The sequence below is a fragment of the Streptomyces sp. H27-D2 genome (assembly GCF_035828615.1).
GTDB lineage: Bacteria > Actinomycetota > Actinomycetes > Streptomycetales > Streptomycetaceae > Streptomyces.
The window spans coordinates 26,448-51,065 of record NZ_JAYMZR010000005.1; the positions used below are offsets into that span (position 1 = coordinate 26,448).

At 71.6% G+C, this 24,618-nt stretch carries 27 protein-coding genes and 2 pseudogenes; 16 read left to right on the plus strand and 13 right to left on the minus strand.

Features of this window, described 5'->3' with window-relative positions; all coding sequences use genetic code 11:
• Window positions 1-78 precede the first annotated feature (78 nt).
• A complete protein-coding gene (locus tag QMK28_RS03380; RefSeq protein WP_326435449.1) occupies window positions 79-999 on the plus strand; it encodes a helix-turn-helix domain-containing protein in 921 nt (306 codons plus the stop codon).
• A 115-nt stretch (window positions 1,000-1,114) separates the two neighbouring features.
• Here the strand turns inward: QMK28_RS03380 and QMK28_RS03385 are convergent, their stop codons facing one another.
• Window positions 1,115-1,930, minus strand: a complete 816-nt coding sequence (locus QMK28_RS03385) for an HAD-IIA family hydrolase (RefSeq protein ID WP_326435546.1) — start codon at window positions 1,928-1,930, stop codon at window positions 1,115-1,117.
• Window positions 1,931-2,066: 136 nt separating this feature from the next.
• On the opposite strand from QMK28_RS03385, the gene QMK28_RS03390 reads away from it, so the two are divergent.
• The 5 genes from QMK28_RS03390 to QMK28_RS03410 all read left to right on the plus strand — a co-directional run bounded on the left by QMK28_RS03390 (window position 2,067) and on the right by QMK28_RS03410 (window position 8,400).
• A complete protein-coding gene (locus tag QMK28_RS03390) occupies window positions 2,067-3,356 on the plus strand; it encodes a phosphoribosyltransferase family protein (RefSeq protein WP_326435450.1) in 1,290 nt (429 codons plus the stop codon).
• A gap of 687 nt (window positions 3,357-4,043) precedes the next feature.
• Window positions 4,044-5,030 carry a DUF1259 domain-containing protein gene (locus QMK28_RS03395; RefSeq protein ID WP_326435451.1) on the plus strand — a complete coding sequence of 329 codons (987 nt, stop codon included), beginning with the start codon at window positions 4,044-4,046 and terminating at the stop codon, window positions 5,028-5,030.
• A gap of 466 nt (window positions 5,031-5,496) precedes the next feature.
• A complete protein-coding gene (locus QMK28_RS03400) occupies window positions 5,497-5,895 on the plus strand; it encodes an acyl carrier protein (protein ID WP_326435452.1) in 399 nt (132 codons plus the stop codon).
• Between the two features lie 4 nt (window positions 5,896-5,899).
• Entirely contained in the window at window positions 5,900-6,388 is a 489-nt protein-coding gene (locus QMK28_RS03405; protein WP_326435453.1) for a hypothetical protein, read from the plus strand.
• A 1,154-nt stretch (window positions 6,389-7,542) separates the two neighbouring features.
• Window positions 7,543-8,400, plus strand: a complete 858-nt coding sequence (locus tag QMK28_RS03410) for a lamin tail domain-containing protein (RefSeq protein ID WP_326435454.1) — start codon at window positions 7,543-7,545, stop codon at window positions 8,398-8,400.
• Window positions 8,401-8,628: 228 nt separating this feature from the next.
• Here the strand turns inward: QMK28_RS03410 and QMK28_RS03415 are convergent, their stop codons facing one another.
• Window positions 8,629-9,915, minus strand: coding sequence for a sensor histidine kinase (locus QMK28_RS03415; RefSeq protein WP_326435455.1), 1,287 nt, complete (start codon window positions 9,913-9,915; stop codon window positions 8,629-8,631).
• A 190-nt stretch (window positions 9,916-10,105) separates the two neighbouring features.
• Window positions 10,106-10,300, minus strand: a complete 195-nt coding sequence (locus QMK28_RS03420) for a hypothetical protein (RefSeq protein WP_326435456.1) — start codon at window positions 10,298-10,300, stop codon at window positions 10,106-10,108.
• Between the two features lies 1 nt (window position 10,301).
• On the opposite strand from QMK28_RS03420, the gene QMK28_RS03425 reads away from it, so the two are divergent.
• The 6 genes from QMK28_RS03425 (at window position 10,302) to QMK28_RS03450 (ending at window position 15,028) form a co-directional block, all read left to right on the plus strand.
• Window positions 10,302-10,493: a hypothetical protein gene (locus tag QMK28_RS03425; protein ID WP_326435457.1), complete on the plus strand. Its 192-nt coding sequence runs from the start codon at window positions 10,302-10,304 to the stop codon at window positions 10,491-10,493.
• On the plus strand, window positions 10,490-11,818 hold the full coding sequence (locus tag QMK28_RS03430; protein ID WP_326435458.1) for an ATP-binding cassette domain-containing protein: 1,329 nt from the start codon (window positions 10,490-10,492) through the stop codon (window positions 11,816-11,818). The genes QMK28_RS03425 and QMK28_RS03430 overlap by 4 nt, the downstream gene beginning before the upstream one ends.
• A 281-nt stretch (window positions 11,819-12,099) precedes the next feature.
• Window positions 12,100-12,540, plus strand: coding sequence for a hypothetical protein (locus QMK28_RS03435; RefSeq protein ID WP_326435459.1), 441 nt, complete (start codon window positions 12,100-12,102; stop codon window positions 12,538-12,540).
• Window positions 12,537-13,742: a glycosyltransferase family 4 protein gene (locus QMK28_RS03440; RefSeq protein WP_326435460.1), complete on the plus strand. Its 1,206-nt coding sequence runs from the start codon at window positions 12,537-12,539 to the stop codon at window positions 13,740-13,742. Before QMK28_RS03435 ends, QMK28_RS03440 begins: the two co-directional genes overlap by 4 nt.
• Before the next feature lie 9 nt (window positions 13,743-13,751).
• Window positions 13,752-14,135 carry a BlaI/MecI/CopY family transcriptional regulator gene (locus QMK28_RS03445; RefSeq protein ID WP_326435461.1) on the plus strand — a complete coding sequence of 128 codons (384 nt, stop codon included), beginning with the start codon at window positions 13,752-13,754 and terminating at the stop codon, window positions 14,133-14,135.
• Window positions 14,132-15,028, plus strand: coding sequence for a M56 family metallopeptidase (locus QMK28_RS03450; protein WP_326435462.1), 897 nt, complete (start codon window positions 14,132-14,134; stop codon window positions 15,026-15,028). The genes QMK28_RS03445 and QMK28_RS03450 overlap by 4 nt, the downstream gene beginning before the upstream one ends.
• A gap of 71 nt (window positions 15,029-15,099) precedes the next feature.
• Here QMK28_RS03450 and QMK28_RS03455 read toward each other — a convergent pair whose 3' ends face one another.
• Window positions 15,100-16,455, minus strand: a complete 1,356-nt coding sequence (locus tag QMK28_RS03455; protein WP_326435463.1) for a sensor histidine kinase — start codon at window positions 16,453-16,455, stop codon at window positions 15,100-15,102.
• On the minus strand, window positions 16,452-17,120 hold the full coding sequence (locus QMK28_RS03460) for a response regulator transcription factor (protein ID WP_326435464.1): 669 nt from the start codon (window positions 17,118-17,120) through the stop codon (window positions 16,452-16,454). The genes QMK28_RS03455 and QMK28_RS03460 overlap by 4 nt, the downstream gene beginning before the upstream one ends.
• Window positions 17,121-17,222: 102 nt before the next feature.
• Between QMK28_RS03460 and QMK28_RS03465 the strand changes: the two genes are divergently transcribed.
• A complete protein-coding gene (locus QMK28_RS03465; protein ID WP_326435465.1) occupies window positions 17,223-18,050 on the plus strand; it encodes a COG4705 family protein in 828 nt (275 codons plus the stop codon).
• 117 nt (window positions 18,051-18,167) lie between these two features.
• Here the strand turns inward: QMK28_RS03465 and QMK28_RS03470 are convergent, their stop codons facing one another.
• The 5 genes and pseudogenes from QMK28_RS03470 to QMK28_RS03490 form a co-directional block, all read right to left on the minus strand.
• Entirely contained in the window at window positions 18,168-19,367 is a 1,200-nt protein-coding gene (locus QMK28_RS03470; protein ID WP_326435466.1) for an SPFH domain-containing protein, read from the minus strand.
• Window positions 19,368-19,403: 36 nt separating this feature from the next.
• Window positions 19,404-19,622 carry a hypothetical protein gene (locus tag QMK28_RS03475; protein WP_326435467.1) on the minus strand — a complete coding sequence of 73 codons (219 nt, stop codon included), beginning with the start codon at window positions 19,620-19,622 and terminating at the stop codon, window positions 19,404-19,406.
• Window positions 19,623-19,846: 224 nt separating this feature from the next.
• Window positions 19,847-20,593, minus strand: a complete 747-nt coding sequence (locus tag QMK28_RS03480) for a phosphatase PAP2 family protein (RefSeq protein ID WP_326435468.1) — start codon at window positions 20,591-20,593, stop codon at window positions 19,847-19,849.
• 11 nt (window positions 20,594-20,604) lie between these two features.
• Entirely contained in the window at window positions 20,605-21,210 is a 606-nt protein-coding gene (locus QMK28_RS03485) for a phosphatase PAP2 family protein (protein WP_326435469.1), read from the minus strand.
• An 83-nt stretch (window positions 21,211-21,293) separates the two neighbouring features.
• Window positions 21,294-21,449 (minus strand): annotated as a pseudogene (locus QMK28_RS03490) (DedA family protein); the annotation flags it as partial.
• Window positions 21,450-21,560: 111 nt separating this feature from the next.
• Here QMK28_RS03490 and QMK28_RS03495 point away from each other — a divergent pair.
• The gene (locus QMK28_RS03495) at window positions 21,561-21,932 is read left to right on the plus strand and encodes a BlaI/MecI/CopY family transcriptional regulator (RefSeq protein WP_326435470.1); all 372 of its coding nucleotides are present in this window, start codon (window positions 21,561-21,563) and stop codon (window positions 21,930-21,932) included.
• 246 nt (window positions 21,933-22,178) lie between these two features.
• Here the strand turns inward: QMK28_RS03495 and QMK28_RS03500 are convergent, their stop codons facing one another.
• From QMK28_RS03500 to QMK28_RS34150, 3 genes are all read right to left on the minus strand, one after another.
• A complete protein-coding gene (locus tag QMK28_RS03500) occupies window positions 22,179-22,655 on the minus strand; it encodes a hypothetical protein (protein WP_326435471.1) in 477 nt (158 codons plus the stop codon).
• 211 nt (window positions 22,656-22,866) lie between these two features.
• A complete protein-coding gene (locus tag QMK28_RS03505; RefSeq protein ID WP_326435472.1) occupies window positions 22,867-23,184 on the minus strand; it encodes a hypothetical protein in 318 nt (105 codons plus the stop codon).
• Complete coding sequence (locus QMK28_RS34150) at window positions 23,123-23,530, minus strand: TetR family transcriptional regulator (protein ID WP_443050522.1); 408 nt, start codon at window positions 23,528-23,530, stop codon at window positions 23,123-23,125. The genes QMK28_RS03505 and QMK28_RS34150 overlap by 62 nt, the downstream gene beginning before the upstream one ends.
• Here QMK28_RS34150 and QMK28_RS34155 point away from each other — a divergent pair.
• Window positions 23,415-23,759: pseudogene (locus QMK28_RS34155) on the plus strand (MFS transporter); the annotation flags it as partial. The gene QMK28_RS34150 and the pseudogene QMK28_RS34155 overlap by 116 nt on opposite strands.
• A gap of 70 nt (window positions 23,760-23,829) precedes the next feature.
• Window positions 23,830-24,312, plus strand: a complete 483-nt coding sequence (locus QMK28_RS03510; protein ID WP_326435547.1) for an MFS transporter — start codon at window positions 23,830-23,832, stop codon at window positions 24,310-24,312.
• Window positions 24,313-24,618: the final 306 nt, after the last annotated feature.

Genomic DNA, 24,618 nt, shown 5'->3' on the forward strand with positions numbered 1-24,618 from the left:
GGCCTCGCAGGCCGTCCGCGCTCGCAGCTACGGTAGGAGCTCCCCCTGCGGGAGGTTCAAGCCTTGTCCCCTGATGACATGTGGAGTATCGGAGAGCTCGCCGAACAGGCGGGCGTCACCGTCAAGACCGTCCGCTTCTACTCGGATCGCGGTCTGCTGCCCGAAGCCGCCCGCAGCGCCGGGGGCCACCGCCGGTACGGTCCCGAGGCGCTCGACCGGCTCCGCCTGATCCGCTCGCTACGCACCCTTGAGCTGCCGGTCTCGGAGGTGGGCCGGGTCCTCGACCGGGAGGACGCGCTGGAGGACGTCATCGCGGCACAGCTGCGGGAACTCGGCTCGCGGCGGGCCGCCCTGCACTGGCGCGAGGCCGCCCTCCGCCTCCTCCGGGACTGCACCCCCGAGGAACGCCCCGACCGGCTGCGGCTGATCGGCGCCGTAAGCGCCCCGCCCAACACGGCCGCGCTGGCGCGCTTCTGGCGTCGCGTGCTGCCCGTGGGGCTGCCGGCCCGGCTGGTCTCCGTGATCATCGAAGCGGCGGTTCCGCAGCCCCCCGCGGATCCGACTCCGGGCCAGGTCCTGGTCTTCGCCCGGCTGCACGCCCTCGCCTCCGACGCCCGCATCGTCATCGATCTGTGCCAACCCGCGTTTCGCCTGTCCGACGGGGGCTGCCGCCCGGCCGTGCTCTACGACGGTCTCGGTGAGGCGTGTGCGCTGGTCTCGGCGGACCTGCGGGCCCAACGGCCACCCCACGAGGGCGAGGCACTCGACTGCTTCGTCTCCGCGCATGCCCGCTCACGCGGTATGCGGGACACACCCGCCTTCCGCCAGCAGCTCAGCGGCCTGCTCACCCGGATGGCAAATCCCCCTATCGACCGCTACTGGCAACTCGCCGCCGAACTGTCAGGCCCGCGCTCCGGCCCGCCGGAACCGACCCTCGGTGCCGCCGACGACTGGCTCCGCGCCGCCCTGGACACCCAGATCGGCCGTCCAGGCCTCTGACCTGCGTGGCTTCACCCGGTGGCGGGCGAACAGCGCCACGGCCATGGCCGGCGAATCGGTTCCGGTCCGGCGCCCGGATGAGCACGGACCATGCCGGAACGTACCGTCTCTCCTGTCACTCCTGTCGTTCCAGCAGGGCGGGAAGTTCGGCGAAGGATTCGAGGACATGGTCCGGCCTCCCCTCGGCCGCCCGGTGCGTCTCGGGCAGGTACTTGCCCGTCTTGACGAGAACGCCGGTGATTCCGCTGCGCTGGGCCGCCAGCACGTCGGATTCGATGTCGTCGCCCACCATCAGCGTTTCGGACGGCGTGGCGCCGAGGTGTGCCAGTGCGGTGGCGAAGAACGCTTCGGCGGGTTTCCCGGTGATCTCCGCCTCGACACGGGCAGCTCGCTCCAACCCCAGGAGGAAGGCTCCGGAGTCGAGGTCGAGTCCGGCGGCGGTGCGCCAGTACAGATTCCGGTGCATGGCGACGAGCCGGGCACCGCGTTGCAGATGGCGGAAGGCGCGGTTGACGGCCGCATAGCTGAATTCGCTGCCCGCGCCGCCGAAGACGACCACATCCGGTGCGGCACCGTCCCCGTTCCGGGCTCCGTCCGTGACCGCTTCGTCGACGAGTGTCACGCCCGCGAGATCGTCACGGACGTCACCCGCGTTGAGCAGCAGGCAGCGGGCGCCTGGGTAATGTTCCCGAAGGTACGCGGCGGTGGCGGCCGGCGCGGTGAGGATGTCGTCGACGCCGACGGGAAAGCCCGCCCCGGCCAACGTCACGGCGATCGAGGCACGGGTCCGTGAGGTGTTGTTGGTGACCAGTGCCAGCCGGAGTCCCGCGGCGCGCAGCCGTTCCATGGCCTCCACGGCGCCGGGCAGCGGCTTCCAGGACACCGTGAGCACGCCGTCGATATCGATCAGGACCGCTCCGATTCGCTCCATACGGCCAACCGTAGCCACCAACGCGCGGCGGCCGCTGAGCGCATCGTCCCCGACTTGCGAAAGGGGCGAATATGGGGTTATTTCTAAATAGGTGAAGATATGGTTTCCGTCTCCCCCCGGTTGGGGTGAACCCACGATGCTGTTCACCGATCGCGCCGACGCCGGGCAACGTCTTGCCGAAGCGCTACAGCACGTGGAGCGGGAAAACCCCGTCGTCCTGGGCCTGCCCCGCGGCGGAGTCCCGGTGGCCTTCCAGGTGGCACGGGCGCTCGGTGCCCCACTCGATGTGATCGTGGTTCGCAAACTCGGGGTCCCGTACCACCGTGAGCTGGGGTTCGGCGCCATCGGCGAGGGCGGGGTGCGGATCATCAGCGACGACATCGTCCGCCGCAGCCAGGTCAAGGACGAGGACCTCGCAGCGGTCGAGCACGCCGAGGAGGCGGAACTCGTACGGCAGGCACGGCGGTTCCGCGACGACCGACCGCGGGTGGTACTCGAAGGCCGAACGGCCATCCTGGTGGACGACGGGGTCGCGACCGGCGCCACGGCCGCGGCCGCGTGCGAGGTGGTACGAGCGCAGGGCGCGGCCCGCGTGGTGCTGGCCGTTCCGGTGGCGCCTGCGGACGCTGTCGCCCGGCTGCGCACCGAGGCGGACGAAGTGGTGTGCCTCTCCACGCCGGGCGCGTTCTCCGCCGTCGGCGAGTGGTACCGGGACTTCTCTCAGACCCCCGATGAGGAGGTCGTCTCCCTGCTGGCGCGGGCCGCGGCCGACGCCGCACCTGGCCGGTGCACTCCGGACGCCGAGGTCGAGGTGGACGCGGGCGGGGTCCGGCTGGCCGGGGACCTCACCCTGCCGGAGGGTGCCCGGGCCGTCGTGATGTTCGCCCACGGCTCCGGCAGCAGCCGCCACAGCCCGCGCAACCGCTGGGTGGCGGCTGCCTTGAACCGAGCGGGCCTGGGCACCTTGCTCTTCGACCTGCTCACGCCGGCGGAGGAAGCCGACCGGGCGAACGTGTTCGACATCGAAACCCTGGCCCGGAGACTGGCGGACGCCACCCGCTGGCTGCGGCGCCGCGAGTCCGTCCCGATCGGCTATTTCGGGGCGAGCACCGGAGCCGCGGCGGCGCTGTGGGCCGCCGCGTCCGCGGACGCGGACATCCGCGCCGTGGTCTCCCGTGGCGGCCGTCCCGACCTCGCCGGGCCACGGCTCGCCGGCGTACGGGCGCCCACCCTGCTCATCGTGGGCGGCCGCGACCCGCTGGTGCTCGACCTCAACCGACAGGCCCAGGCTGAGCTCCACTGCGAGACCCGGCTCGAGGTCGTCCCGGGCGCCACGCATCTCTTCGAGGAACCGGGGGCGCTGGACCAGGTCGCCGACCTCGCCCGGGACTGGTTCAGCAGGCACTTGGCGACGCCGGCCGGGTAGCGCCGGCTACGGCTTCCGCCGCGATCAAGGCCAGGGCGTGCACGCGTCCGCGACGAGCCGAACGGGTCCTCACCGTCGTCTCCGCAGTCCATGGCATGAATGGACCGGCGAGCCGGAGAACGTTGAGCAGCGCGGGGCGATGTCACCCGGCTCGCTCTCCGCGCCGACCGGGGGGCGATGAGACCCGGCGCGACGCCCGTCGCGAGGGCGAGGATCGTGGTGCGGTTGTTCACTCGTCACCGGAGGTAAGTCGGCCAGATCGGGGTTGTGCTCCGCCGCGAGGGCGACCAGTTCGTCCACGTCGACGTCCGTGCGAAGCTGCCAGACGTCCCGTGCCGCCCGAAGGGCTTGACCCGTGTGCGGTACCTCCAGTTGCCGATCCGCTGGGTCGACGCATCGTTCACGTGGATCATCACCGGTCGTAACTGCCGCCGCCCTTGTCCAACGTTGCGGCTATGTCGCCGGCTTCGCGCTGCCGCTCGGGGCTGGTCGTCTCGTCGGTGAACACGAATAGCCGTACGCATGGCTCGACAACGACCGCGCAACCTGCCGCGCCGGCCCACACGGGGCGGCCTGGCCACTGGCCGCGTCGTCCCCCATTCGCCCCCGGGAACGCGAGCACGACGCGTCGGACATCGGAAAATCGGCCCGCGCATGTTCCCCTCTCAGCATGGGAAGGTGGATGCGATGAACAGCAAACAAGAGGGTCCGCCCGCACGGCCGGCGACCTCAAGACGGCGGCTGCTGGCGGCCGCCGCGTTGGCTCCTGTGCTGGCAGGGACGGACGCGACCGCCGCGCCAAGACCGTCCGGAAAGATCCGGGAGCTGGTCAAGCCGGTGCGTACCACCGAGGCGGACTGGACAGGCGTTGCGGACGCGCTGGGCCGCGGTGGCGACCTGAAGCACGGGACCGTTTACCACACAGCCTTCCCGCGCGGCGACCTGCACGTTGTCTCCTACGCAGTCACGGTCACCCCCGGACTCGCGCTGGGGACGCACGTCGCTTTCGTCCGTTACGCCGACGGCAGCACGATGCTCATGGGTGATCTGGTGGTCACCGAAGACGAAGTGCAGCGAGTCACCGAAACCCTGCAAGCCCACGGAATCGGACAGAGCGCGATCCACAAGCATCTGCTCGCTCAGTCCCCCGACATCTGGTGGACCCACGTCCACGGACACGGGCGGGACCCGGTGTCCCTGGCCCGCGGCCTGCGTGCGGCTCTCGACCGCACCGGGACACCGCCCGCCACGCCGCCGGTGCCATCGCCGCCCCTGGATCTGGACAGCGCGGGGATCGACGCGGCGCTGGGCGTCAGGGGTTACAGCCAGGACTGCGTCTACAAGTGCGTCTTCGCGCGCCGCGAGACCATCATCGACCACGGGATGGTGCTGCCACCGGGCCTTGGCGCGACCTCCGCGTTCAACTTCCAGCCGGTGGGTAGCGGCAGGGCCGCGGTCAACGGCGACTTCGCCATGGTCGCGGAGGAAGTCCAGGACGTCATCAAGGCACTGCGGCACGGCGGGATCAGTATCGTCGACCTCCACAACCACAGCCTGACGGACGAGCCGCGCCTGTTCTTCATCCACTTCTGGGCCGTCGGCGACGCCGTGGAACTCGCCAGAGCCCTGCATCCCGCGGTGGCCGCCACCAACGTCGCGCCGACCGTCCGATGAAGGAGCGTTTTGGTCCGGGTGAGGGTGCCTGGTGCGAAGTTCAGGCACTTCGCCGGTTCGGGGTGGACTGCCGGTGACTCTCGGCTCATGAAGTCGATCACCGCAGGGTTGATCATGGCTTCGGAGCGATGCGGCGGTGTCGCGTATTGTTCCGCACTCCCGGCTACCGCGACCTGAGCTGAAACGAGCACGGCGAGACGGCAAGTGAGCCCTGGTCAGGCGGTGCGCGCCATGGGTGCGGTCCGGGTGAACCCAGGTCCATCCGCTGCCACGGCAGTTCGGCATCCGTACCCTGAGCCGCTCGCGAGCGTCGGCGACGCGTCGTTCCTGCTCCGGTGCACGCTCACCGTCCCCGATCGCGGCGACGACGTCCCGCGCATCGCCCGATCCTCCAGGCCCTCGATGCGGTCTCGAGTGGGGCGCGGGACGCTTTAACTGGGCCAAGGCCGGCGCGATCCTGAAGTTGATGGCTCGCCCGCGCATGGCGAACCTGGTCCCCGCCCGAGGCGAACAGAACGGCTTCACGCGCGAAGACCTCGTCAGCGGGATTTCCAGCGAGGACGTGCTGGGCTTCCTGACCGAGAATCTGACCATCCTGCTCGCCCAAGTCCTCCATATGGCTCCCGGTCAGCTCGACCACAACCGTCGGCTCGACGACTACGGCATGGACTCGCTGATGGCGGCCGAACTGCTGATCGCGCTCCAACAGCTTTACGAGGTCGGCATTCCGCCCATGGAACTCCTGCGCGCGCAGCAACGGCACGATCGCGGACATCGCCCAGCTCGTCCATATGCGCCTCGGCCAAGCCGGCGAGGCGCCCGCCCGGGCCAAGGGTGCCCCTTCCGCCCGGAGCCAGGACAATGAGCCCATGAAGAAAAAGACCCTGGTCATAGTCGCTGCCTGTGTAGGTCTCTGGGCTGCCGGCTCATGGATGGCGCCGGCGCTGAAGAAGCACGACGACAATTTGCCGGACGCGTTCAACGACCACGTCCTGCACGAGCGAATCAAGACCTTCCCGACCGCGCGCAGCGCTCCGAAGAGCGGCGAGGGCGAAGGGCTCTTCGTCCTCCCCGACTGGGTCCCCCAGGACGCCACCGATGTGAAGGTGAAGGTGCAGACCGACGGCAACGCCAAGTTGATCCGTTTCACCCTCGCCTCCGCCCCGCTGAAGCCGAGCGGCACGGACTGCCCCGAGGGCGCCTTCGGCGACGGGCCGACGCTCGAAGCGAGCTGGTGGCCGCAGAACGTGGGCGACGACGCCGGGCGGCCGGAGTGCTCCGAGATGTACCAGTTCCGGGTGGCGGCCAAGGGCGACCAGGTCTACGCCTGGAGCAACGGCGATATGACGCACGCCTGACGGGACGCCCCAACGACTGCCCTTGCCGTTTGTCCTCCCCCGCAGGCTCGCGGGGAGGCCGAACGGAAAGATCGAGCCGGTTTCACGACTTCCACGTCGGGCGGTGCGGTGTCGACGACGCTCCCGGCCCCGGCCTGCACACCGCGTGCCGGTCCCGGCGTTCACCGCTCCGTCGCCTCAGCCACCCTGCCGAGCGCCCGAGCGGCGCGCCCCCGGTCCGGACCTACGGTACGCAGGCGCACCGCCCCTCACCGGGTCGTCGACGGGCGGCGTCGGCATACCTGTCGGTCACCCAACAGGTTCGAGTTCCTGTCTACCAGGGCGATGAGAACCCGCTGACAGTCGTGACGGTGTCCCCCGGAACGGCACACCGCACCGTCGAAGTCCCTCGGCTCGTCACGATGTTCCCCCAGTGGAGATAGGTCTGCCCGGTCCGCTTGGAGCGGCAGTTCGTGTACGACCGCCAGGGGGACCAGTAGGAGTTGCAGGTGATGGCGTACCCGGCGTGCCCGCCGCTTCCGGTGGGGTAGCGCTCGTAGCACTCCGGGGGCAACCAGCGGGAAGCGGATGCGGATGCCGAAGGGGCCGAGAGGGTGAGAAGGCCCGCTGTGATCATGATGAATGACGCCGCGGCGGCCGCGCGGCTTCGTGCTCGCATATCGGTTCTCCAGCCGACAGTGGGGCGCACTGGCTCTCCATACCTGGCTGCCGAGCGGACGGCGAGGCGGGTGCGCTGTGGTCAGAGTGACTCTCGCACTGCCGACAGCCGCTAGCCAGGGTTGGTTTCGGCTCATCTGCACCACCTGTTTTCGGCCGCCTGTAACGCGAAACGACGAACGGTACAGGAGCTCTCGACCTGTCCCATTCCCGTCGAGCCAAGGCCGCCCCTCTCCCCTCTCCCCCGGTGGCCGGAGCGGAGTCCGGCGTACTCGTTGAAGCACTCCTCCAACGGTCCCGCCAACATGCCTTTGTCAAAGGCCGATTCATCCTGACCGGCCAAGAATCCCGACAGCGACACGCTCTTATCGGCCATTACCCGCTACTTCCTCCGTAACCATGGCATGTGCCTTACAAGGGGAGACTCGGGAAGTTACGGTTGCGTGCCCCGGCCGCCAGGCCGGCACGACCCTCAACCGGGGAGATGAAATAGGCGTATGTCAAAAGTCGCCACGTCCGGCACCTGGACCGGCATCAGCGTGACCCCGCCCAACCTCGCAGGTCTCACAACGGACAACGTCACCTGGGGCATCCCCGCAGGCGGGGGCAAGAGCGGTTACGTGTTCTCCGGCAAAACGACCGAAGTGGCCCTGGACGGAACAGAGTTCACACTGGGCACGTTCATCCACCAGAACTTCCCGATCCAGGCGATGCCGCAGAGCCAGTTCGAGGTAGACCTCGCGGTGCGCATCGTGTTCGAGGACGATGTCGCGCGCGACTTCAGCTTCCGGTTCCGGCACAACGAGACGCCCAATGTCGGGCCCAACCCCGAGGACGAAGTCGATCTGCCCACGACGGTGTCCCCGGAGACGGTGACCATCGACGGGACGGAATACTCGGTCGTGATCACCGGCTTCAAGCAGGGGGGCCAGATCGTCACGAAGTTCATCAGCCCGGAGAACGGCGCCAACAGCGGCGACATCGTCGCCGTCCTCGCTCGCACCGGCGTTCCGGACGTGGCCATCACCAACGTGCGGTACAAGGGCGAGGTCAAGCGCACCCAGGCCGACGAGTACGTGGAGATCGTCAACCGGGGCACCGCGCCCGCCGATATCTCCGGCTGGGTCCTCGGCGCCGACGACCCCGGGCAGGACTTCACCTTCCCGCCGGGCACCGTGCTCCAGCCCGGCCAGCGCATCCGGATCTACACCAACGAGGACCACCCCCAGTGGGGCGGCTTCAAGTACGGCAGCGCGCGCCCCCTCTGGAACGACAAGGGTGACGCCGCCAAGCTGCGTGACACCGGCGGCAAGCTTGTGTCCGAGTACCGCTACGGCTCTGCCGTAAAGCCTTGACCTGACCGCCCACCCGCCCGTCGACACGCTTGTGTCGCCCGGGGCCTCTGCCGCCGTCCCGGCAGAGGTTCCGCTTCAGGACACCGTCGCCGCCGTCCCATCGCCGGCCGACGCCCGGCTCCAGGACACGGCCGCTCCCCCGCTTCCCCCGTCGGCCTCGCCCGGGTGCGTCGACACCTCCCCGGACGGCGCGGCGGGCGGCGCGCTGTCCGGCGGCAGACGCCGTCGTCACCGTGGGGCGGGCAGCAGCAGGGTGAACGTGGTCGGTGTGGAGCCGGCCACGCGGAGCCGGCCGCCGGCCGCCTCGGCCAGTTCCCGGGCCAGGGCCAGTCCGATGCCCAGGCCCTGCCCCGTGGTGGTGCCCCGGGCGAAGGCCGCCGCCGGGTCCAGCGCCAGGGTTCCCTCGTCGGCCACGTCGACAGCGACGGCGCCGCCGATCTCGCGCAGCGTCACGTCGACCGTGCCGCGGCCGTGCTGTCGGGCGTTGTCGAGCAGCACGTCGAGGATCTGCGCGGCGGTGGAGCCGGGGAGCAGCGCGGTGCCGGCTCCCGGTTCGACGGTGAGGCGCAAGCGGCGGCCCTGGCGGGCGAAGATCCCGTGCCAGCGCTCTTCGCCGGCGGTCAGGAGCGCGGCGGCCGGCTGCGGCGTGGTGGCGGTTGCCGGATCGTGCGCCGCTGTGGACATGCGCAGGACTTCGTCGATGGTGGCCTGTAGGTGCCGGGAGCCTTCGAGGGCTTGTCGCAGTGCGGCGCGTGGGTCGGGGTGCGGGTGTTCCAGGGCGGCCTCCAAGCCCAGTTGCAGCCCGGTGAGGGGGGTGCGCAGTTGGTGGGAGGCGTTCGCGCTGAAGTGCCGTTCGTGTCGCAGCAGCCGGGTCAGCCGGGTGACCATCGCGTTCTGGGTGTGGGCGACTTGGTCGATCTCGGGGATTGCGCTGGGGGCCGCCCGGGCGTTGAGGTCTCCGTCGGCGACCGCTTGGACGGTGGCGGACAGCGCTTCCAGCGGGCGGCTGAGCGCTCGGGCCTGGTGTCGCGCGACGAGTACGGCGGCGGCCAGCGCGGCCAGTGCTGTGCCGAGCAGCGCCAGCCAGGTCAGGAAGATCCGGTTCCATACGTCCTGGGTGCGGCTGGAGGCGCGCACCACGCCGATGACCTGTTCCGCGGCCGGGACGGGGACCGCGACGACGAGATCGGCGCCGCTGGTCGCCTGTGCCACCGCCCCGCCGGCCGCGCGGCGGGTGGCGGTGTCCGCGCGGTCTGGGCCGGCGCCGGCGCGCAGGCGCCGCGCCGGATCGTAGACGCCCACCCGGACGCCCGGCTCCGCGGTGGGCAGTTCCACCGCGTCGCCCGACGCGAACCGCGGGCCCACCCGCACGGCGGCGGCGAGCGCCTGGCGTTCGAGCTCGCCGCGCTCCTCGGCGAAGTACGACGCTCGGATCACGACGGCCAGCGGTAGCGCGAGCAGGATGAGGGCCACCGTGACGGCGACCACGGCCACGCGGACCACCCGGTGTCTCATGCGCCCATCATCACCGCGCCGCCGCCCGCTCGGTGGCCCGGCTCGATTTCGGGGCGTGTTTTGCCGTCGTCTAACCCTCGTCGTGCTGCGCGTTAACCGTGCCCCGCCTAGCGTCGTGGACATCACCGGGTTCGTGCGGAGGGTTCCGTGTCTGTCCACGTGTCTGTCAATAAAGCAGTGACCGTTCTCGTCAGCGCGGCTGCGGTGGCAGCGGTGCTGGGGGATGTTCCGGGTCCAGCGGCTCCCCGGGCGCGGGCGCCAGCTCGGGCTCTTCCGCGGCGTCGCGGCCGGCGGCGGGGGCCTCGGAGTCCAATCCGGCCGGGGACATCCCGGACGACCAGGCGTACGTCGCGTACGCGCCGGCCGGCGGCGGCTTCACCGTCAAGGTGCCCGAAGGGTGGGCCCGTACGCCGTCCGGCAAGGGGACGGCCTTCACCGACAAGCTGAACCGGATCGAGATCGCGGCCGGCACCGCGCCGCGCGCGGGCCGCGGCGTGCTGCTGGTCACCCACAGCGCCGCGGTCGTCAAAGTCGCCGACCGCGTCATCGCCCTGCGCGACGGGAGGATCCAGCCATGAGCACCTCCCGCCCGCTCGTCGGCTGCCGCGACGTCGCCCGCACCTTCGGCCGCGGGCCCGCGGCCCTGGTCGCCGTGCACGGCACCAGCTGCCAGGTGCACCCGGGCGACCGGATCGCGATCACCGGCCCGTCCGGATCCGGGAAGTCCACCCTGCTGCATCTGCTGGCCGGACTGGAGCAGCCCACCAGCGGCGATGTCAGGTGGCCGCGGTTCCCGGCGAGCCGAGCCGGCCGGGCCCGCGACATCGGGGTCGTCTTCCAGAGCCCCAGCCTGATCCCGGTCCTGGGCGTGAGCGAGAACGCGGCCTTGCCCCTGGTCCTGGCCGGAGTGCCGGAACCTCAGGCGCGGCGGCGCACCGCCGAGGCCCTGGCCCGGGTCGGTGTCCGGGACCTGGCGTCCAAACTCCCCGACGAACTCTCCGGCGGACAGGCCCAGCGCGTCGCCGTGGCCCGGGCGCTGGCGCTGCGCCCCAGGATCATCCTGGCGGACGAGCCCACCGGCCAACTCGACCGGGCGAGCGCCCGGCACGTCATCGACGTGCTGCTGGACGCCGCCCGGGAGCTCGGCGCCGCGCTGGTGGTCGCCACCCACGACCCGGCCGTCTCCGTACGGCTGCGCACCCGCTGGCAGATGATCGGCCGGCACCTGGAAGCCGGACTGCGCGGCAGCGGCTACACCTGTGCCTGGTCGCGCACGGGCGCTTCCGGCCTGGCCCACGCCCGCGGCGCCCGGCTGGACGTGGTGCTCCTCGACCTCGGTCTGCCCGACATCGACGGCGTCGACGTGGCCCGGCAGCTGCGCTCGGAACACCCCGACCTACTCGTGATCATCCTGACCGCCCGCAGCGACGAGATCGACGTCATCGTCGGCCTCGACGCGGGCGCCGACGACTACCTCGTCAAGCCCTTCAGCCTCAGCGTCCTCCTCGCCCGGCTCCGCGCCCATCTGCGCCGACGCATCGGGAATCCGGACAACAGCCCACCATTGCGGCTGGGCGACCTGACCCTCGACATCACCGCCCGCCGCTGCCTGCTGGGCGAGCGTGAAGTGACCCTGCGCCCCAAGGAGTTCGAACTGCTGGCCATCCTGGCCCGCAACGAAGGCGCCGCCGTCTCCCGGGAAACGCTGATGTCCCAGGTGTGGGACGAGAACTGGTTCGGCTCCACCAAGACCCTCGACGTCACCATGGCCTCGCTCCGCCGCCGCCTGCACGAAGCAGCCGCCGCCCGCCCGGCCCGGCTCCAACTGCCCGACATCACCACCCTGCGCGGCCACGGCTACCGGCTCCAGCTCTCCGCGCCGTCCGGCGAACACCGGACGTAGCCCCGCCCGGGAACCGCCGCACACCGTCCGGACGGCACCGCTGGGCCGGACCGGCCCCGCCGCCCGGTGCGATCGGCCATGCGGTCCGCCGCCCGCGAACTCCCCTCTGCCGAGCGGACGTTCAGGCCCCCTCGCCGCTGCCCCGAGCGGGCGACGGGTTCCCCACGCCGTCGCTGCGCTCCGCGATCGCTACCCCCCAAGGAACCCCTACAGCTTGTAGGGTTTAATCGACCCTACAAGCCGTAGTGTTCACTGCGGACTCCACCAGGGAGGTACGGCCCATGGACGCAACACCGCTCTTCGCGACATCCCCCCACGCCGAGGTCGAGGAGATCTGGCCGCGCGACGGACGGATCGTCATCAAAGGCACCGTCGTCGGCACCGACGCGGCCGCGCGGAACCTGATCATCCGCGCCCGGGGGACGCGGACCACCGCACCGCACCCGACGACCGCCGGCATCCGGAACTCCTTCGAGGCCCGCATCACCCTCGGCGCGCTGGCGGCGGCCTGCTCGTCGGCAGACCGGATCTGGGACCTCTACGTGGCCCTCGACGAGCCCGGACGCGCGGAGCCGCTGCGACTGGGCCGGCACCTGGACGACGTCACGGGCAAAAAGAAGATCTTCATCTACCCGGCGCAGACCGCGGCGGGCATGCGCATCGAGCCGTACTACACCGTCCAGGACAACCTCTCGATCACCTGCCGCCCGGAGAACGCATGACCGTCCGCTTCCTGCTGCTCAACGCCTACGCGATCGGCGGAACGGTGCGCACGGTGGCCAACCAGGCCAACGCGCTGGCCGCCGCCGGACACGACGTGGAGATCGTCAGCGTCCGGCGCCATCGCGAGAACCCGCAGTTCACCATCGATCCACGCATCCGGCTGAGGCCGCTCGTCGACGCCTCCGACCGCGTGCCGGCGCTGCGCCGCCGCGCGGAGGCACTCGTCCAGCGCAGGCCCAGCCGCCTGGTGCCGCCCGACGAAGTCCGCCATGACCGGTTCAACCGCCTCACCGACCGCCGCATCCTGCGCTATCTGCGCTCGCTGGACGGCGGCGTCCTGGTCACCACCCGGCCCGCGCTGAACCTGCTGGCCGCCCGCTTCGCCCCCGCGAGCGTGGTCAAGATCGGCCAGGAACACCTCCATCTCACCCGCCACAAACCGGGCCTGGCAGCCGAGATCGACCGCTGGTACCGCAACCTGGACGCGGTCACCGTGCTCACCGCGGCCGACGAGGACGCCTACCGCACTGTGCTCGCGGGCTCCACCGTGCGCGTCGAGCGCATCCCCAACCCGCTGCCCCCGGCCGCCGCGGAGCGATCGACGCTGCGGCGCCCGCTCCTGCTCGCCGCGGGACGTCTGGTCAAAGCCAAAGGCTTCGACGCTCTGATCAGGGCGTTCGCCCCCGTGGTCCGGGGCCACGGCCAGTGGCAGCTGCGCATCTTCGGATCCGGGCCCGAGCGCGACCGGCTGCGCGCCCTCATCCACGAACAGCACCTGTACAACCACGTCTTCCTGATGGGCTCCACCGCGCATCTCGAACAAGAGCTCGCCAAAGCCTCGCTCTTCGCGCTCAGCTCCCGGCACGAAGGCTTCGGCATGGTGCTCGCCGAGGCGATGAGCCACGGCGTACCCGTGATCAGCTTCGACTGCCCCCAGGGGCCCCGGGAGATCATCACCCACGGCGACGACGGCCTGCTCGTGCCGCTCGGCGACATCGACGGGCTCACCTCGGCGATCGCCAGGCTCATCGAGGACGAACAGCTGCGCGAGAAGATGGGCGCTCAGGCGGCCGAGTCCGCCCGCCGCTACAGCGTCGACCACATCCGGCCCGCCTGGGAGACGCTGTTCGCCGAACTGCTCGCGGCGAAGAGCGATCCGGCCCCGCAGCGGGCATCCCCGCCCCGGCCCTACGCGTTGTAAGGTGCTGCCATGGCAGGCACAGGCCCCCGCGACCGGGGGGAACGACGCAGCGCGGGCGAGCTGGAGAGCGAGGTCCTCGCCACCCTGTGGGCGAGTGACCAGCCCCGGACGCCGGCGGAGGTGCAGTCCGAACTCGGCGGCGGCCTGGCCTACAACACCGTGCACACCATCCTCAGTCGCCTGCTCGACAAGGGACTCGTGGTCCGCGACGCCGGCGGGCGGCGCGGCGCCTACCGCCCCTCGAAGAACGCGGCCGAGCTCACCGCCGAAGTCATGCACCAGGCCCTCGACCGCGGCCCGGACCCCATCGCCGCACTCCAGCAGTTCGTCACCGGCCTCAGCCCCGCCGAGGAACAGGCGCTGCGCGACCTGCTGGGAGGCCAGGCCCCGTGAGGATCGATGTCTACGTCCCGCTCGTCCTGTCCCTGCTGCTCTCCGCAGTGAGTCCGGTCGTCGGCCGTCGCCTCGCCCCCGCACCCGCCGCCCGCACGCTGGCGATTTCCGGTCTCGTCACCGCGGCCGCCACAGCCTGGGGCCTGCTGCTGCTCGCCGGAACCCTCGCCGAGGACGCGCCGCCGCTGGCCGAGGAGGCGCGCGAGCACGGTCCGCGCATCCCGGACCCGGTCCCCGAGATCATCGCGCTGGCCGCGATCGCCGCCCTGACGGTCGGTCTGCTGCGGCTGTACCGCGCGCTGCGCGCCCACCGCGCCACCCGGCGCGCCCTGTTACGCCTGTGCGAGGCCCACCCCGGCGACACGGAGCTGATCGTCGCCGCCTCCCCGGTGCCCCGCGCCTTCGCCGTCCCGGGCTCCCCCGGGCGCATCCTGGTCACGTCCGCCATGCTCGGCGCACTCGACTCGACCGAGCGCCGGGTGCTCCTGGATCACGAGCGGGCGCATCTCGCCCACCGGCACGCCCGGTGGGCCGCGCTCACCGACCTCGCGGCAGCGGTCAACCCCCTGCTCATCCCGGTCCGCGACACCGTCGCCTTCCTGCTGGAACGCTGGGCGGACGAGTCCGCGGCCCGTTCCGTGGGTGACCGGAACGTCGCCGCCCGGGCGCTCGCCCGCGCGGCGCTGATCACGCACCGCAGCCGGGACGTCTGCGCCCTGGGCTTCTCCGAGCGGGCCGTCGCCCGGCGCGTCGCGGCCCTGCAGACCGCTCCGCCGCCCACCGCCCCGTTGATCGCCGCGGCGGTGGTTGTGCTCGGCGCGATTCCGGTGCTCGGCGCGGTGGACGCGACCTCCGACTTCTTCGACCTGCTCGGCCTGATACTGCTCCGCTGATCCGGCCCCGGCACCGGTACCCCGCCGGCCCGCTCCACCGGCCGACCGCGACGCGACGAGCCGACGCACCGTCAACCGGCGGGCAGTGACACCACGAACCGAGCTCCGGAGGGGGAGTCGGCCAGCGTGATCTCCCCGCCGGCCGCACGGGTGAGCCGCCGGGAGAGGGCCAGCCCCAGGCCCGCGCCACGGTGCCCGTCGCCGGGATCGGCGCGGCGCCCGGCCTCGAAGACCGCGGCTCCCACGTCCTCGGGCACCCCCGGGCCGTCGTCGCTCACCGCGACCTCCACGCCGCCGGGCCGCTGCGCGCACTTCACCGTGATCCGCCGTTCGGCGTAGCGACCGGCGTTGTCCAGCAGCGGGGTCAGGATGCGCTCCAGCACGGCCGCCGAGACACCGGCCCGCGCCGCGTCGCCGACCACGATGACCGGCGGGTCCTGCGGATGCTCCTCGGCCCGGCGCCGGGCCAGTTCACCCGCCACCTCCAGCGGCGAGCACCGGCCGGGCAACTGACCGCTGCCGGTGCGGGCGTCCGTCAGCAGCGCCTCGCAGATCTGCTGCATCCGGGCGGCACTCGCCGCGATGGCCTGGTGCGAGGCGTGCTGCTCGGCGGTGTCCCGGGGCCGGGCGGTCAGCCAGTCGGTCTCGGCCGTGAGCCGGGCCAGCGGGGTGCGCAGCTCGTGGGAGAGCTCGGCGGTCAGTTGCTGCTCGTGCCGCAGGACGGCCGCGAGCCGATCGAGGAGTTCGTCGAGGTTGACGGCCAGCCCGGCGAGTTCGGCGGGGCGATCGTCCGCGCCGAATCTGCGGGCGGTGCCGTACTCGCTCCACTGGGCGGCCTGCGCGCTCATGGCGCCCACCGGCCGCAGAGCCCGGCCGACGACGACGCGGCTCACCAGGTAGATGCCGGCGAGCAGCAGCAGGGCGAGGACCGCCGAACCGGCCAGCGCCGAGCGGGCGGTGCTGCGGTACGGGTCCAGCCCGACCGCGGCGACGACGGTGCCCACCTGGCGGTGGCCGGCCTTCAGCGGCAGCGCGTACAGCCGCGAAGCGCTCGGATCCGCCGTCTCGAGGAAGGTCTCGCGACGCGCCACCAGGCGGTCCGCACTGGCCTGCAACGCGGCCGGGGCGCTGGGCCGCTCCACGGTCCTACGGCCCTGGTAGACCCAGATCCCGGTGTCCAGAGCCTGGTCGTCGCTCGGCTCGTGCACCACGATTTCGCCGTCGGGCCGGGTCTCCACCGTCGCGGCGACCGCCTCCGCACGGGTGCGCAGCAGGTCGTCGGCCTGTTCGCGCAGCCGTGCGGTGAGCGCCAGATTGAAGGCGGCGGTCAGGAGGGTGACCCAGACCGCGGTGGTGGCCAGCGCGACCAGCGCGAGCCGGCCGCGCAGGGTGGCCCGGCCCCGGAGTCTCCCGCGAACGCGCCTCATGCGAAGCGGTACCCCACGCCGCGGACCGTGCTGATGCCCTGCGCGGCGCCGGCCTCGCGCAGCTTGCGCCGCAGCCGCGCCAGGTATTGGTCGAGGGTGTTCTCGCTGACCTGGGCGCCCTCGGGCCAGGCCGCGCGCAGCAGCGTGCGCCTGCGGACGACCGAGCCCGGGGCTGCCATCAGGCAGGCGAGCAGCCGGAACTCGGTGGGCGTCAAGGACACCGGCCCGCCGCCGGGAATCTCCAGTACGTGCGCCGCCGGGTTCAGCCGCAGACCGTCCGCCTCCGCCGCGGGCTCGCGCCCGGCCCGGCGCAGCACGGCGCGCACCCGGGCTGCGAGCTCGGCCAGATGGAAGGGCTTGGCGAGGTAGTCGTCTCCGCCGGCGGCGAAGCCGGACAGCCGGTCGGCCAGGCCGCCGTGCGCGGTGAGGAAGACGACGGGCACATCGACGCCCGCCGCGCGCATCGCGAGGCACACGTCACGACCGTCGGAGTCGGGAAGGCCGATGTCCAGGACCACCGCGTCCACCCGGTCGTCGACCGTACGCAGCGCGCCAGCCCCGTCGGCGGCGGTGAGCACCTCGAAGTTCTCCTCCCGCAGGCCGCGGGCGAGTACATCGCGAAGTCCGTGGTCGTCCTCGACGACGAGGACGCGGTGAGCAGTCACCACGCCAGTATCACCCGCTCCCACGCCCGGCCCCCGCCGATGCCCGCCGCGGCCCGGCACGCAGTCAGGTTGTGTACAGGTGCGCTGTGCCAGTCTCCCGGCATGACGACCACTTCACACCGTTCCGGAGCCGTACCGCGGGGCCGCCTGCTGTTGAACAAAGTGCCAGAAGTCGCCGTCTACTTCTGGATCATCAAGGTCCTGTGCACCACCGTGGGCGAGACCGCGGCGGACTACCTGATCGAAAACCTGAACATGGGTCTGACCGACACGACCTACCTGATGAGCGTCCTGCTGATCGCGGCACTGTTCTTCCAGTTCCGGTCCAGGAAATACGTGCCGGGGATCTACTGGCTCTCCGTAGTCCTGATCAGTGTCGTCGGCACGCTGGTCACCGACAATCTGACGGACAATCTCGGTGTCCCGCTGGAGACGACCACCGTGGTCTTCGGCCTGGTGCTGGCGGCGGCCTTCGCCGTCTGGTACGCGAGTGAGCGGACCCTGTCCATCCACACCATCTGCACCGGCCGACGGGAAGCGTTCTACTGGTCGGCGATTCTGTTCACCTTCGCCCTGGGCACCGCCGCGGGCGACCTCGCGGCGGAGACGCTGGGCCTGGGCTACCTGGTCTCCGCCGTGATGTTCGGCGCCCTGATCGCGGCCGTGGCCGTCGCCCACTCCGCCCTCAAGCTCAACGCGGTCGTGGCTTTCTGGATCGCCTACATCCTGACCCGCCCGCTGGGGGCCTCCCTCGGCGACTACCTGTCCCAGCCGCGCGGCAGCGGCGGCCTCGGGCTGGGAACGGTCGGCACCAGCGCGCTCTTCCTCGCCACCATCCTGGGACTCGTCATCCACCTGACGGTCACCCGCAGGGACAGGACCGCTCCCGAGACCGCAGGCGCAGACGCAACGGCACGGGAACCGGCGTAGCGGACTCGGGTTCCTCCGGACCGTTCCGGCCGTGCTCGATCACGGTGCCGCGTACGGGGTGCCGTGTACGGGGTGCCGGGGCGAGGGCGGCTGCCCCGCCCGTCGGCCTCGGGCCGTTCAGTCCTGGGTGAGTTTCGCCCTCCGGTCCAGGGAGCCGTTCGACGTGGATTTCGCCGGAGCCTGCGCGGCCTTGAGCGTGTCGAGAATGGCCAGGCCCTGCCCGACGATTCCGGCGACGATCTGGTTCATGCCGTCCGTACCGTTGAGGACGGTCAGGTGGGCGTCGGCCATCCCCATAGCGGCGGCTTCCGCGAGCGCGGGGAGGTTCTCGACGGTGCGGTTGGCCGCGATGAGTTCCTGGTTGCCGTCCCGCAGCGAAGCCGCTCGCGCGGTGTTCGCATCGGCTTGGGCCTGAGCGAGGGTCCGCTCGGCGTAGGCGCGTCCGTCGGCTTCGAAGCGGGTCTGGTCGCGTTGCGCTTCGGCCAGGGTGCGCTGCCGGTACGCCTCCGCGTCCGCCGGCCGCCGCACCTCGGCCTCCAACCGCTGGGCGGCGAAGGCCGCTTGGCGCTGAGCCAGCGCGGTCTGTTCCTCGATGACCTCCTGGGACGCGCGGGCCTGGGCCAGCGGGCCGGCCTGGGCGGCGCGGGCGTTGGACTGCTCGGTTTCGGCCAGGAACCCCGCCCGCTTGATCGCCGTGTCCCGTTCGTACTCGGCTTTGAGCGCGGCGGCCTGCTGTTCGCGCTCGGCGGCTTCCTGATCGGCCTTGGCCTGCGCGATGCGCGCCGCGCTGGCGACGGCGGCGGCGTGCGGCGCCGCCAGGTTGGTGATGTAGCCGGAGGTGTCCCCGATCTCCTGGATCTGCAGCGCGTCCACCACGATGCCGAGCTTCTCCATCTCGGAGTGACTGCCCTCCTTGACCTCCTGGGCGACCCGGTCCCGCTCCCGGATGATCTGCTCGACGGTGAGCCCGCCGATGATGGAGCGGAGGTGACCGGCGAAGATGCGGCCGACCAGTTCTTCCATGCTGTTCTGTTCGGACAGGAACCGGCGGGCGGCGTTCGCGATGGACTGGGTGTCGTCGCCGACCTTGAACACGGCGACGGCCCGCACACTGAGCCGGATGCCCTGCTGGGTGACGCAGTCCTCGGAGATCTCCGACTCCCGCAGCGACAGCGACAGCACGCTCGCCTTCTGTTTGACCGGCATGACCCAGCAGCCGTGGCCGGTGACGATACGGAATTGGGCGTCCCCGGCCTTGCGCTTGGAGCCGGAGATGAGCAGCGCCTCGTTCGGCGCGGGAACGTGCCAGAACAACATGACCAGGCTCCTGGTGTGGGATCAGTTGGTGTGGGATCAGGGGGACGGCAGCGGAGCGACGATCACCGACCGCGCCGAGGTGCACTCGACGACGACGACCCGCACATGCCGGGCGATGGGTTCGAGGGACCAGGCCGCGAACGCCTCGCTGCCGCCGCGCACCGGCAACAGCACTTCGCCGGGGCCGTCCGGCGGAATCGAGACGGTCACCCGTCCGATGACTCCTATCGGGCTGTAGTCCGTGTCATCCGCCATGCCCACGCGGTCTTCCCGTTCTCGCTCGGCGCGCCGACGAAGCGGCGGGCCCCGGTGCGGTGCGCACGCGCTGCGCGACGGTGCTCCACAGCTGCGCGGGAGCGGCCTGTACCGGCATGACGCGAACCCTGCCCCCGGAGCGGAGCCGCCGCCCGGTGTCGTCGCTCGTCGAGGACGCCGCCGGCACCGCAGCCGGCAAACGGGAAGTCCTCAACACCTCAACGTTACTCCGGCCGGGCCCCGCAGGTCTGCGAGTTGTGGCCGCCTTGTCCGGAGCGGCCGGCATCGCTGCGACCGCGTCGGCGCGGGTACGGCGGTCGCTGCCGGGGCAGCAGTCGGGGCAACGGAATCAGCGCCGCCCCGAGGCCTAGCCAGGCGAGGGCGAACAGCCATCCGCCGAGGACGTCGCCGGCCCAGTGCACACCGAGATGGATCCGGCTCAGCCCCACGGCCGCCGCCCAGCACCCGAGCAGCGCACAGCCGATGCGCGCCGGGGCAGGGCGGGCCCGGGAGGTGACGGCCCAGGCCAGCAGCCCGGCCGCGAGCGCGGAGGTCGTGGCGTGCCCGGAGGGGAACGCGAAGCCGGAGGCGTGGGTGGCCCAGTCGGCGGTCGCGGGACGCGGACGCCCGATCAGGTGGAGCAAGCCGTAGCGGGCGGCCTGGGCGAGGCCGAGGAAGCCGAGCACTCCGGCCGCCGCGCACAGCCGGCGACGTGCGTCGCGGCCCGCGATGAGTCCGGCGGCGACGGCGCACAGGTAGGGGATGAGGCCGGTACCGGTCGCGGTGAGGGCTCGGGCGCAGCCGACGGCGGCGTCCGGGCGGTGGTTCACGGCCCAGCGGTGCAGGCTCAGTTCGACGGGGAAGGGTGCGCCGTCGCGGCTGATGACGCCTACGGCCAGCAGCACGAAGAGCGTGGCGCACAGCACGGTGACACCCGGTGAGGGCAGCAGCCCGGTACGCCGGGCCGTCACGCCGGACGGGTTCACCGCGACGCCACCAGGGGACGCAGCCGCGAAGCGCGCAGCCGGTCCACCAGCGCGGCGGCGCGGCGGGCGGCGACCATGAGCGGCAGCGCGACGACGGCTCCCACGAGCAGGCCCAGGAGCACATCGTGCGGATAGTGCGCCCCCACCCACACCCGTGAGGCCGCCATCAGCACGGCGGCGGGTACCGCGACCCCGCCGAGGCGGCGGTCGGTCAGGAGCAGCGCTACGGCAGCGGCCGCCGCGACGGCGGCGTGGTTGCTGGGCAAGGACCAGTCCCCCAGCGCGGGACAGGCTTCGAGGGTGAGGGTGTGCAGGGTCTGGCAGGGCCGCTGCTCCCGCACGAGTGACTTGATCGCGGAGTCGGCGGTGAAGGCCGCGATCACCACGAGAGGCGCGGCCAGCGCCTGGGCCGCGCGGGGCGCGTCCTCGCGCCGGGCCCGCCACCAGGCCATCAGCAGCAGCACGCCGAAGAGCGCGAGGCCGTAGGTGGACCAGGCGGAGACCACGGAGTCCAGCGGAGCGGGGGCCTGCCGGGCCAGATCGGCGATCCGGGTGTAAAGACCTCCGTCGAAGGAGCTTCCGGCATCGGCGAGCGCAGTCAACGCGCTCCTCCTACGGGTGCGCGGCCTTCAGGTGCGCGGCCTTCAGGTGCGCGGCGGGCTCGGGATGCGCGGCGGGAGCGCAGCAGCAGGGAGTCGCCGGGCAGGAAGAAGCCGATCAGCAGGCCGGTCTCCGCGAAGAGCACGACCGCTACGCCGAGGGCTCCGAACGCGGAGAGCAGCGATCCCGCGTCGAGGAGGTTCACGGCCTGCGGCGCTGCCGCGAGCACGGTTACGGCCATAGGGGGCGGCTCCCATAATGGTGGGCGGGGCCGTCGGCGCGACGACCCGACGGACTACAGTGATGTAGACGGTCTACTTCACTGTAGACGAAGAATGCGGGAGGAGCGTCCATGTCCGACATGAGCGCGGAGCGACGGCCGGCCGGAGAGCTGGAAGCCGGCGTCCTGGCGGCCCTGTGGGCCGCTGACGGCCCGCTCACCCCCGGCCAGGTGCAGACCGCGCTCGGCACGCGGCTCGCCCGCACCACCGTCACCACCATCCTGTCCCGCCTCCACGAGAAGGGCGCCACGGCCCGTGTGCGGTCCGGCCGCGGCTACGCCTACAGCCCGACCGAGGACGCGCCGGGCCTCAGAGCCCGCCGCATGCACAGCGAACTGGAGAAGGACGAGGACCGCAGCACCGTGCTCGCCCGCTTCGTCTCCCAGCTCAACGACGAGGACGAGGAACTGCTCCGCTCCCTGCTCGGGGAGGACACCGGATGATCTACGCCGTGTGGCTGCCGCTGCTCGTCCCCTTCCTCGCCGCCCCCGCCACGCGCCTGATGCCAGCGCCGACGCCGTCCCTTCGTGGAGCCCGAGCCCGCCCCTCCGCACAGGAAACAACGCGGGACTCACAGGGCGTGCCCGCGTTCCAGCGCGGGAACGGGGGCCTGCCGGCGGGAGCGGGGTGATCGATGACCGTGCCGGCGCGCTCAGGAAGGGGTCACAGCCGGCCGCCTCAGGGAGGGGTCACATTTGACTGATCCGCCAGGCGATCATCCCTGATGATCCTTCGCTGCCTGTGATGTCGAGGCGCAATGCCTGACGCACGACGAACCGCTGGGACGTTACGGTCCCGTCGCAGGGGAGAGTCTTCTTCGCGACGTCCAAGGCGGGAGTGAAGGCGACCTCCGCGTCTCCGTGCCCTGCGCACGCGATCGTCAGCCGGTACTGGCCCTTCTCTCGGTGCCGGAACGGCCGCGTGTGCGCTCCGTCAGTGACGCGCTCCTCCCCCGATTCGACCAGCTTCTCGCCTGCTGCCGTGCCGTCGACAGCGGTGCGCGCCTCAGCGGCGAGTGTCTTCTCGACCTGGCGCGGAGAGGGAGTCGCGCCGCGCGAAGCCGACGACGCTGCGTCATCCGGCCGCGGCTCCTGGACCAACGTGCACGACACCAGCAGAAGAGGGCACGCCAGAGCGGACCCGAGCAGCCACATCCGGCGTTTCACCCGGGGATGGCCACGCCCACGACCACCACGAGCGCCCCCGCCGGGCAGCCATGGTTCCCACCGCTCCCACTCCGCATTCGTCAAGGCCCTTCGACCGCTCAGACCGCTCAGACCGCTCATGCGACACAGCCTGACGCCACACCCCGGTCCTGTCAGAAGGTTCGAGAAAGAACCCGATACTCCCGCTCCAGCAGGAAATCGTCGCCTGGCCTCAGAGGCCGGTGCGCTCAGTTCGGGTCGGTTCGCCGACACAGGCGTCACAGGCGACGCAGGTTTCGATCCATGTACAGAGATCGTTGAGCGCGCCTTCCGTCCTGTCCCTGTCGCCGGTGATGAGGAAGCCGCTCTGGAGGCTCGCGAAGGCGCTGTTGAGCAAGGTGGCTTTGACCAGCGCGTCCGCTTCGGGCAGACCGCGCCGTACCAGGCATGACGCGACGAACTCCGCGCGTCCGCGGACGAACCCCGGCTCACACACCGGGAGCCTTCCGGCCGCGCTGAGCCCTTCGATCTCCCGGATGAGCCGGGTCATGGCCAACTCGTCGGGCCCGAGGTTCCGTTCCCAGGCGGATCTCACGATGGAGCTGACCGTGGCGGACGGATCCTCCCACCCCGGAGTCGACCGCAGCGCCGCGTGCTGGCGTTCGTCCTGCTCGCCCCAGGACCGCGGCGAGCAGGGCGCTCTTGTCGGCGAAGTGGTGGGTCAGCACACGGGTGCTCTGCCCCAGGGCTTCAGCCAGGGCGCGAAGGGTGAAGGTGCCGATGCCCGCCCTGGCGGCGGCCGGCACGACAGCGCCACCCGAGCACCGGGGCAGATACCTGGCCACCGTGATGACCGGTCTGACCGGTGCGGTCCTGCTCGGCGTCCCCGCCGGCACGTGGATCGGAGCGTCCGCCGGCTGGCAGGCGACCTTCGTGTTCTGCGGTGTGCTGGGCGTCGGAGCGCTGCTGCTCGCGGCCTGGGCCGTGCCTGGAGCCACCGCCGCGCCCCGAGCCACCGCCGCGGCCGATGCCGGAGCGCAACGCCAGACCATCGCGGATCTGGCACGCCCACTGCTCAACGGCACCGTCATGGCCGTCCTGTTCGTCACCGTCCTGATGGTGGCCGGAAACCTGACCTTCCAGACGTACCTCGCACCCTTCCTCTCCAGCCTCGCCGGAGTCCACCCCGCACGCGCTGGCCATGCTGCTGGTGTGTTCCGGAGCCGGGGGCATTCTCGGGACGCAGCTCTCCGGCAGGCTCGTCGACCGGTACGACCCACCGCGGTGCCTTGTTCTCGCGAGCTCCTTGTTCTGCGGCGCGATGCTGGCCTTCGCCCTGCTCTGGCTCGTCAGGCCGGTTCCGGTCGCACTCGTCGCCGCGCTGCTGGCGTGCTGGTCGGCCGCGGCCTGGGCGGTGCCGCCCGGCATCCAGGCCCTCATGCTCGTCCGCGTGGGCCATCAGGCCGCGGCGCAGGCCATGGCGGTCCACAGCAGTTCCGTATACGTGGGAGCCGCGGCGGGCGGTGCCCTGGGAGGGGCCGTTGTGGCCCTCGAACCAGGCCTCCTGCCGGTGATCGCAGCGGCGTTGGTGGCCCTGGGACTGCTGCTGACCTTCCGCGCCGCACGGTTCCGCACGACGCCGAAGGAGACTGTCACCACGGAAGGGGAGCGGGTGTAGCTGCTGCGCCGCGCCCGTCTTGCGGCGAGAAATACAGAGAGCGTGAGCGGTGACGACCATGACCCCGCGGACATCGTCGCCGCGCTCGAACACGAAAGAATCATGGCGGGCCAGTCGCAGCAGCGCCATCAGGTTCGCGCCAGGTGTGCTGAACTCCGCCGACGACATCGACCGTGCCGTGGACGTCCTGGAGCAGACCCTCGTCGGTCGCCGCCGGACCGGATGATCCAAAAGGTCCGAGGGAGCACCTGGCAGCACTCCGTCAGGTCATCCGATCACGGCCGGCAGCGAGCGCGGTGGCCGAGC

Coding starts and splice junctions, on each gene's coding strand:
- QMK28_RS03380 (WP_326435449.1), top strand. CDS start 79: ATGTGGAGTATCGGAGAGCTCGCCGAACAGGCGGGCGTCACCGTCAAG.
- QMK28_RS03385 (WP_326435546.1), bottom strand. CDS start 1,930: ATGGAGCGAATCGGAGCGGTCCTGATCGATATCGACGGCGTGCTCACG.
- QMK28_RS03390 (WP_326435450.1), top strand. CDS start 2,067: ATGCTGTTCACCGATCGCGCCGACGCCGGGCAACGTCTTGCCGAAGCG.
- QMK28_RS03395 (WP_326435451.1), top strand. CDS start 4,044: ATGAACAGCAAACAAGAGGGTCCGCCCGCACGGCCGGCGACCTCAAGA.
- QMK28_RS03400 (WP_326435452.1), top strand. CDS start 5,497: ATGGCTCGCCCGCGCATGGCGAACCTGGTCCCCGCCCGAGGCGAACAG.
- QMK28_RS03405 (WP_326435453.1), top strand. CDS start 5,900: ATGAAGAAAAAGACCCTGGTCATAGTCGCTGCCTGTGTAGGTCTCTGG.
- QMK28_RS03410 (WP_326435454.1), top strand. CDS start 7,543: ATGTCAAAAGTCGCCACGTCCGGCACCTGGACCGGCATCAGCGTGACC.
- QMK28_RS03415 (WP_326435455.1), bottom strand. CDS start 9,915: ATGAGACACCGGGTGGTCCGCGTGGCCGTGGTCGCCGTCACGGTGGCC.
- QMK28_RS03430 (WP_326435458.1), top strand. CDS start 10,490: ATGAGCACCTCCCGCCCGCTCGTCGGCTGCCGCGACGTCGCCCGCACC.
- QMK28_RS03435 (WP_326435459.1), top strand. CDS start 12,100: ATGGACGCAACACCGCTCTTCGCGACATCCCCCCACGCCGAGGTCGAG.
- QMK28_RS03440 (WP_326435460.1), top strand. CDS start 12,537: ATGACCGTCCGCTTCCTGCTGCTCAACGCCTACGCGATCGGCGGAACG.
- QMK28_RS03445 (WP_326435461.1), top strand. CDS start 13,752: ATGGCAGGCACAGGCCCCCGCGACCGGGGGGAACGACGCAGCGCGGGC.
- QMK28_RS03455 (WP_326435463.1), bottom strand. CDS start 16,455: ATGAGGCGCGTTCGCGGGAGACTCCGGGGCCGGGCCACCCTGCGCGGC.
- QMK28_RS03465 (WP_326435465.1), top strand. CDS start 17,223: ATGACGACCACTTCACACCGTTCCGGAGCCGTACCGCGGGGCCGCCTG.
- QMK28_RS03470 (WP_326435466.1), bottom strand. CDS start 19,367: ATGTTGTTCTGGCACGTTCCCGCGCCGAACGAGGCGCTGCTCATCTCC.
- QMK28_RS03475 (WP_326435467.1), bottom strand. CDS start 19,622: ATGGCGGATGACACGGACTACAGCCCGATAGGAGTCATCGGACGGGTG.
- QMK28_RS03495 (WP_326435470.1), top strand. CDS start 21,561: ATGTCCGACATGAGCGCGGAGCGACGGCCGGCCGGAGAGCTGGAAGCC.
- QMK28_RS03505 (WP_326435472.1), bottom strand. CDS start 23,184: ATGACCCGGCTCATCCGGGAGATCGAAGGGCTCAGCGCGGCCGGAAGG.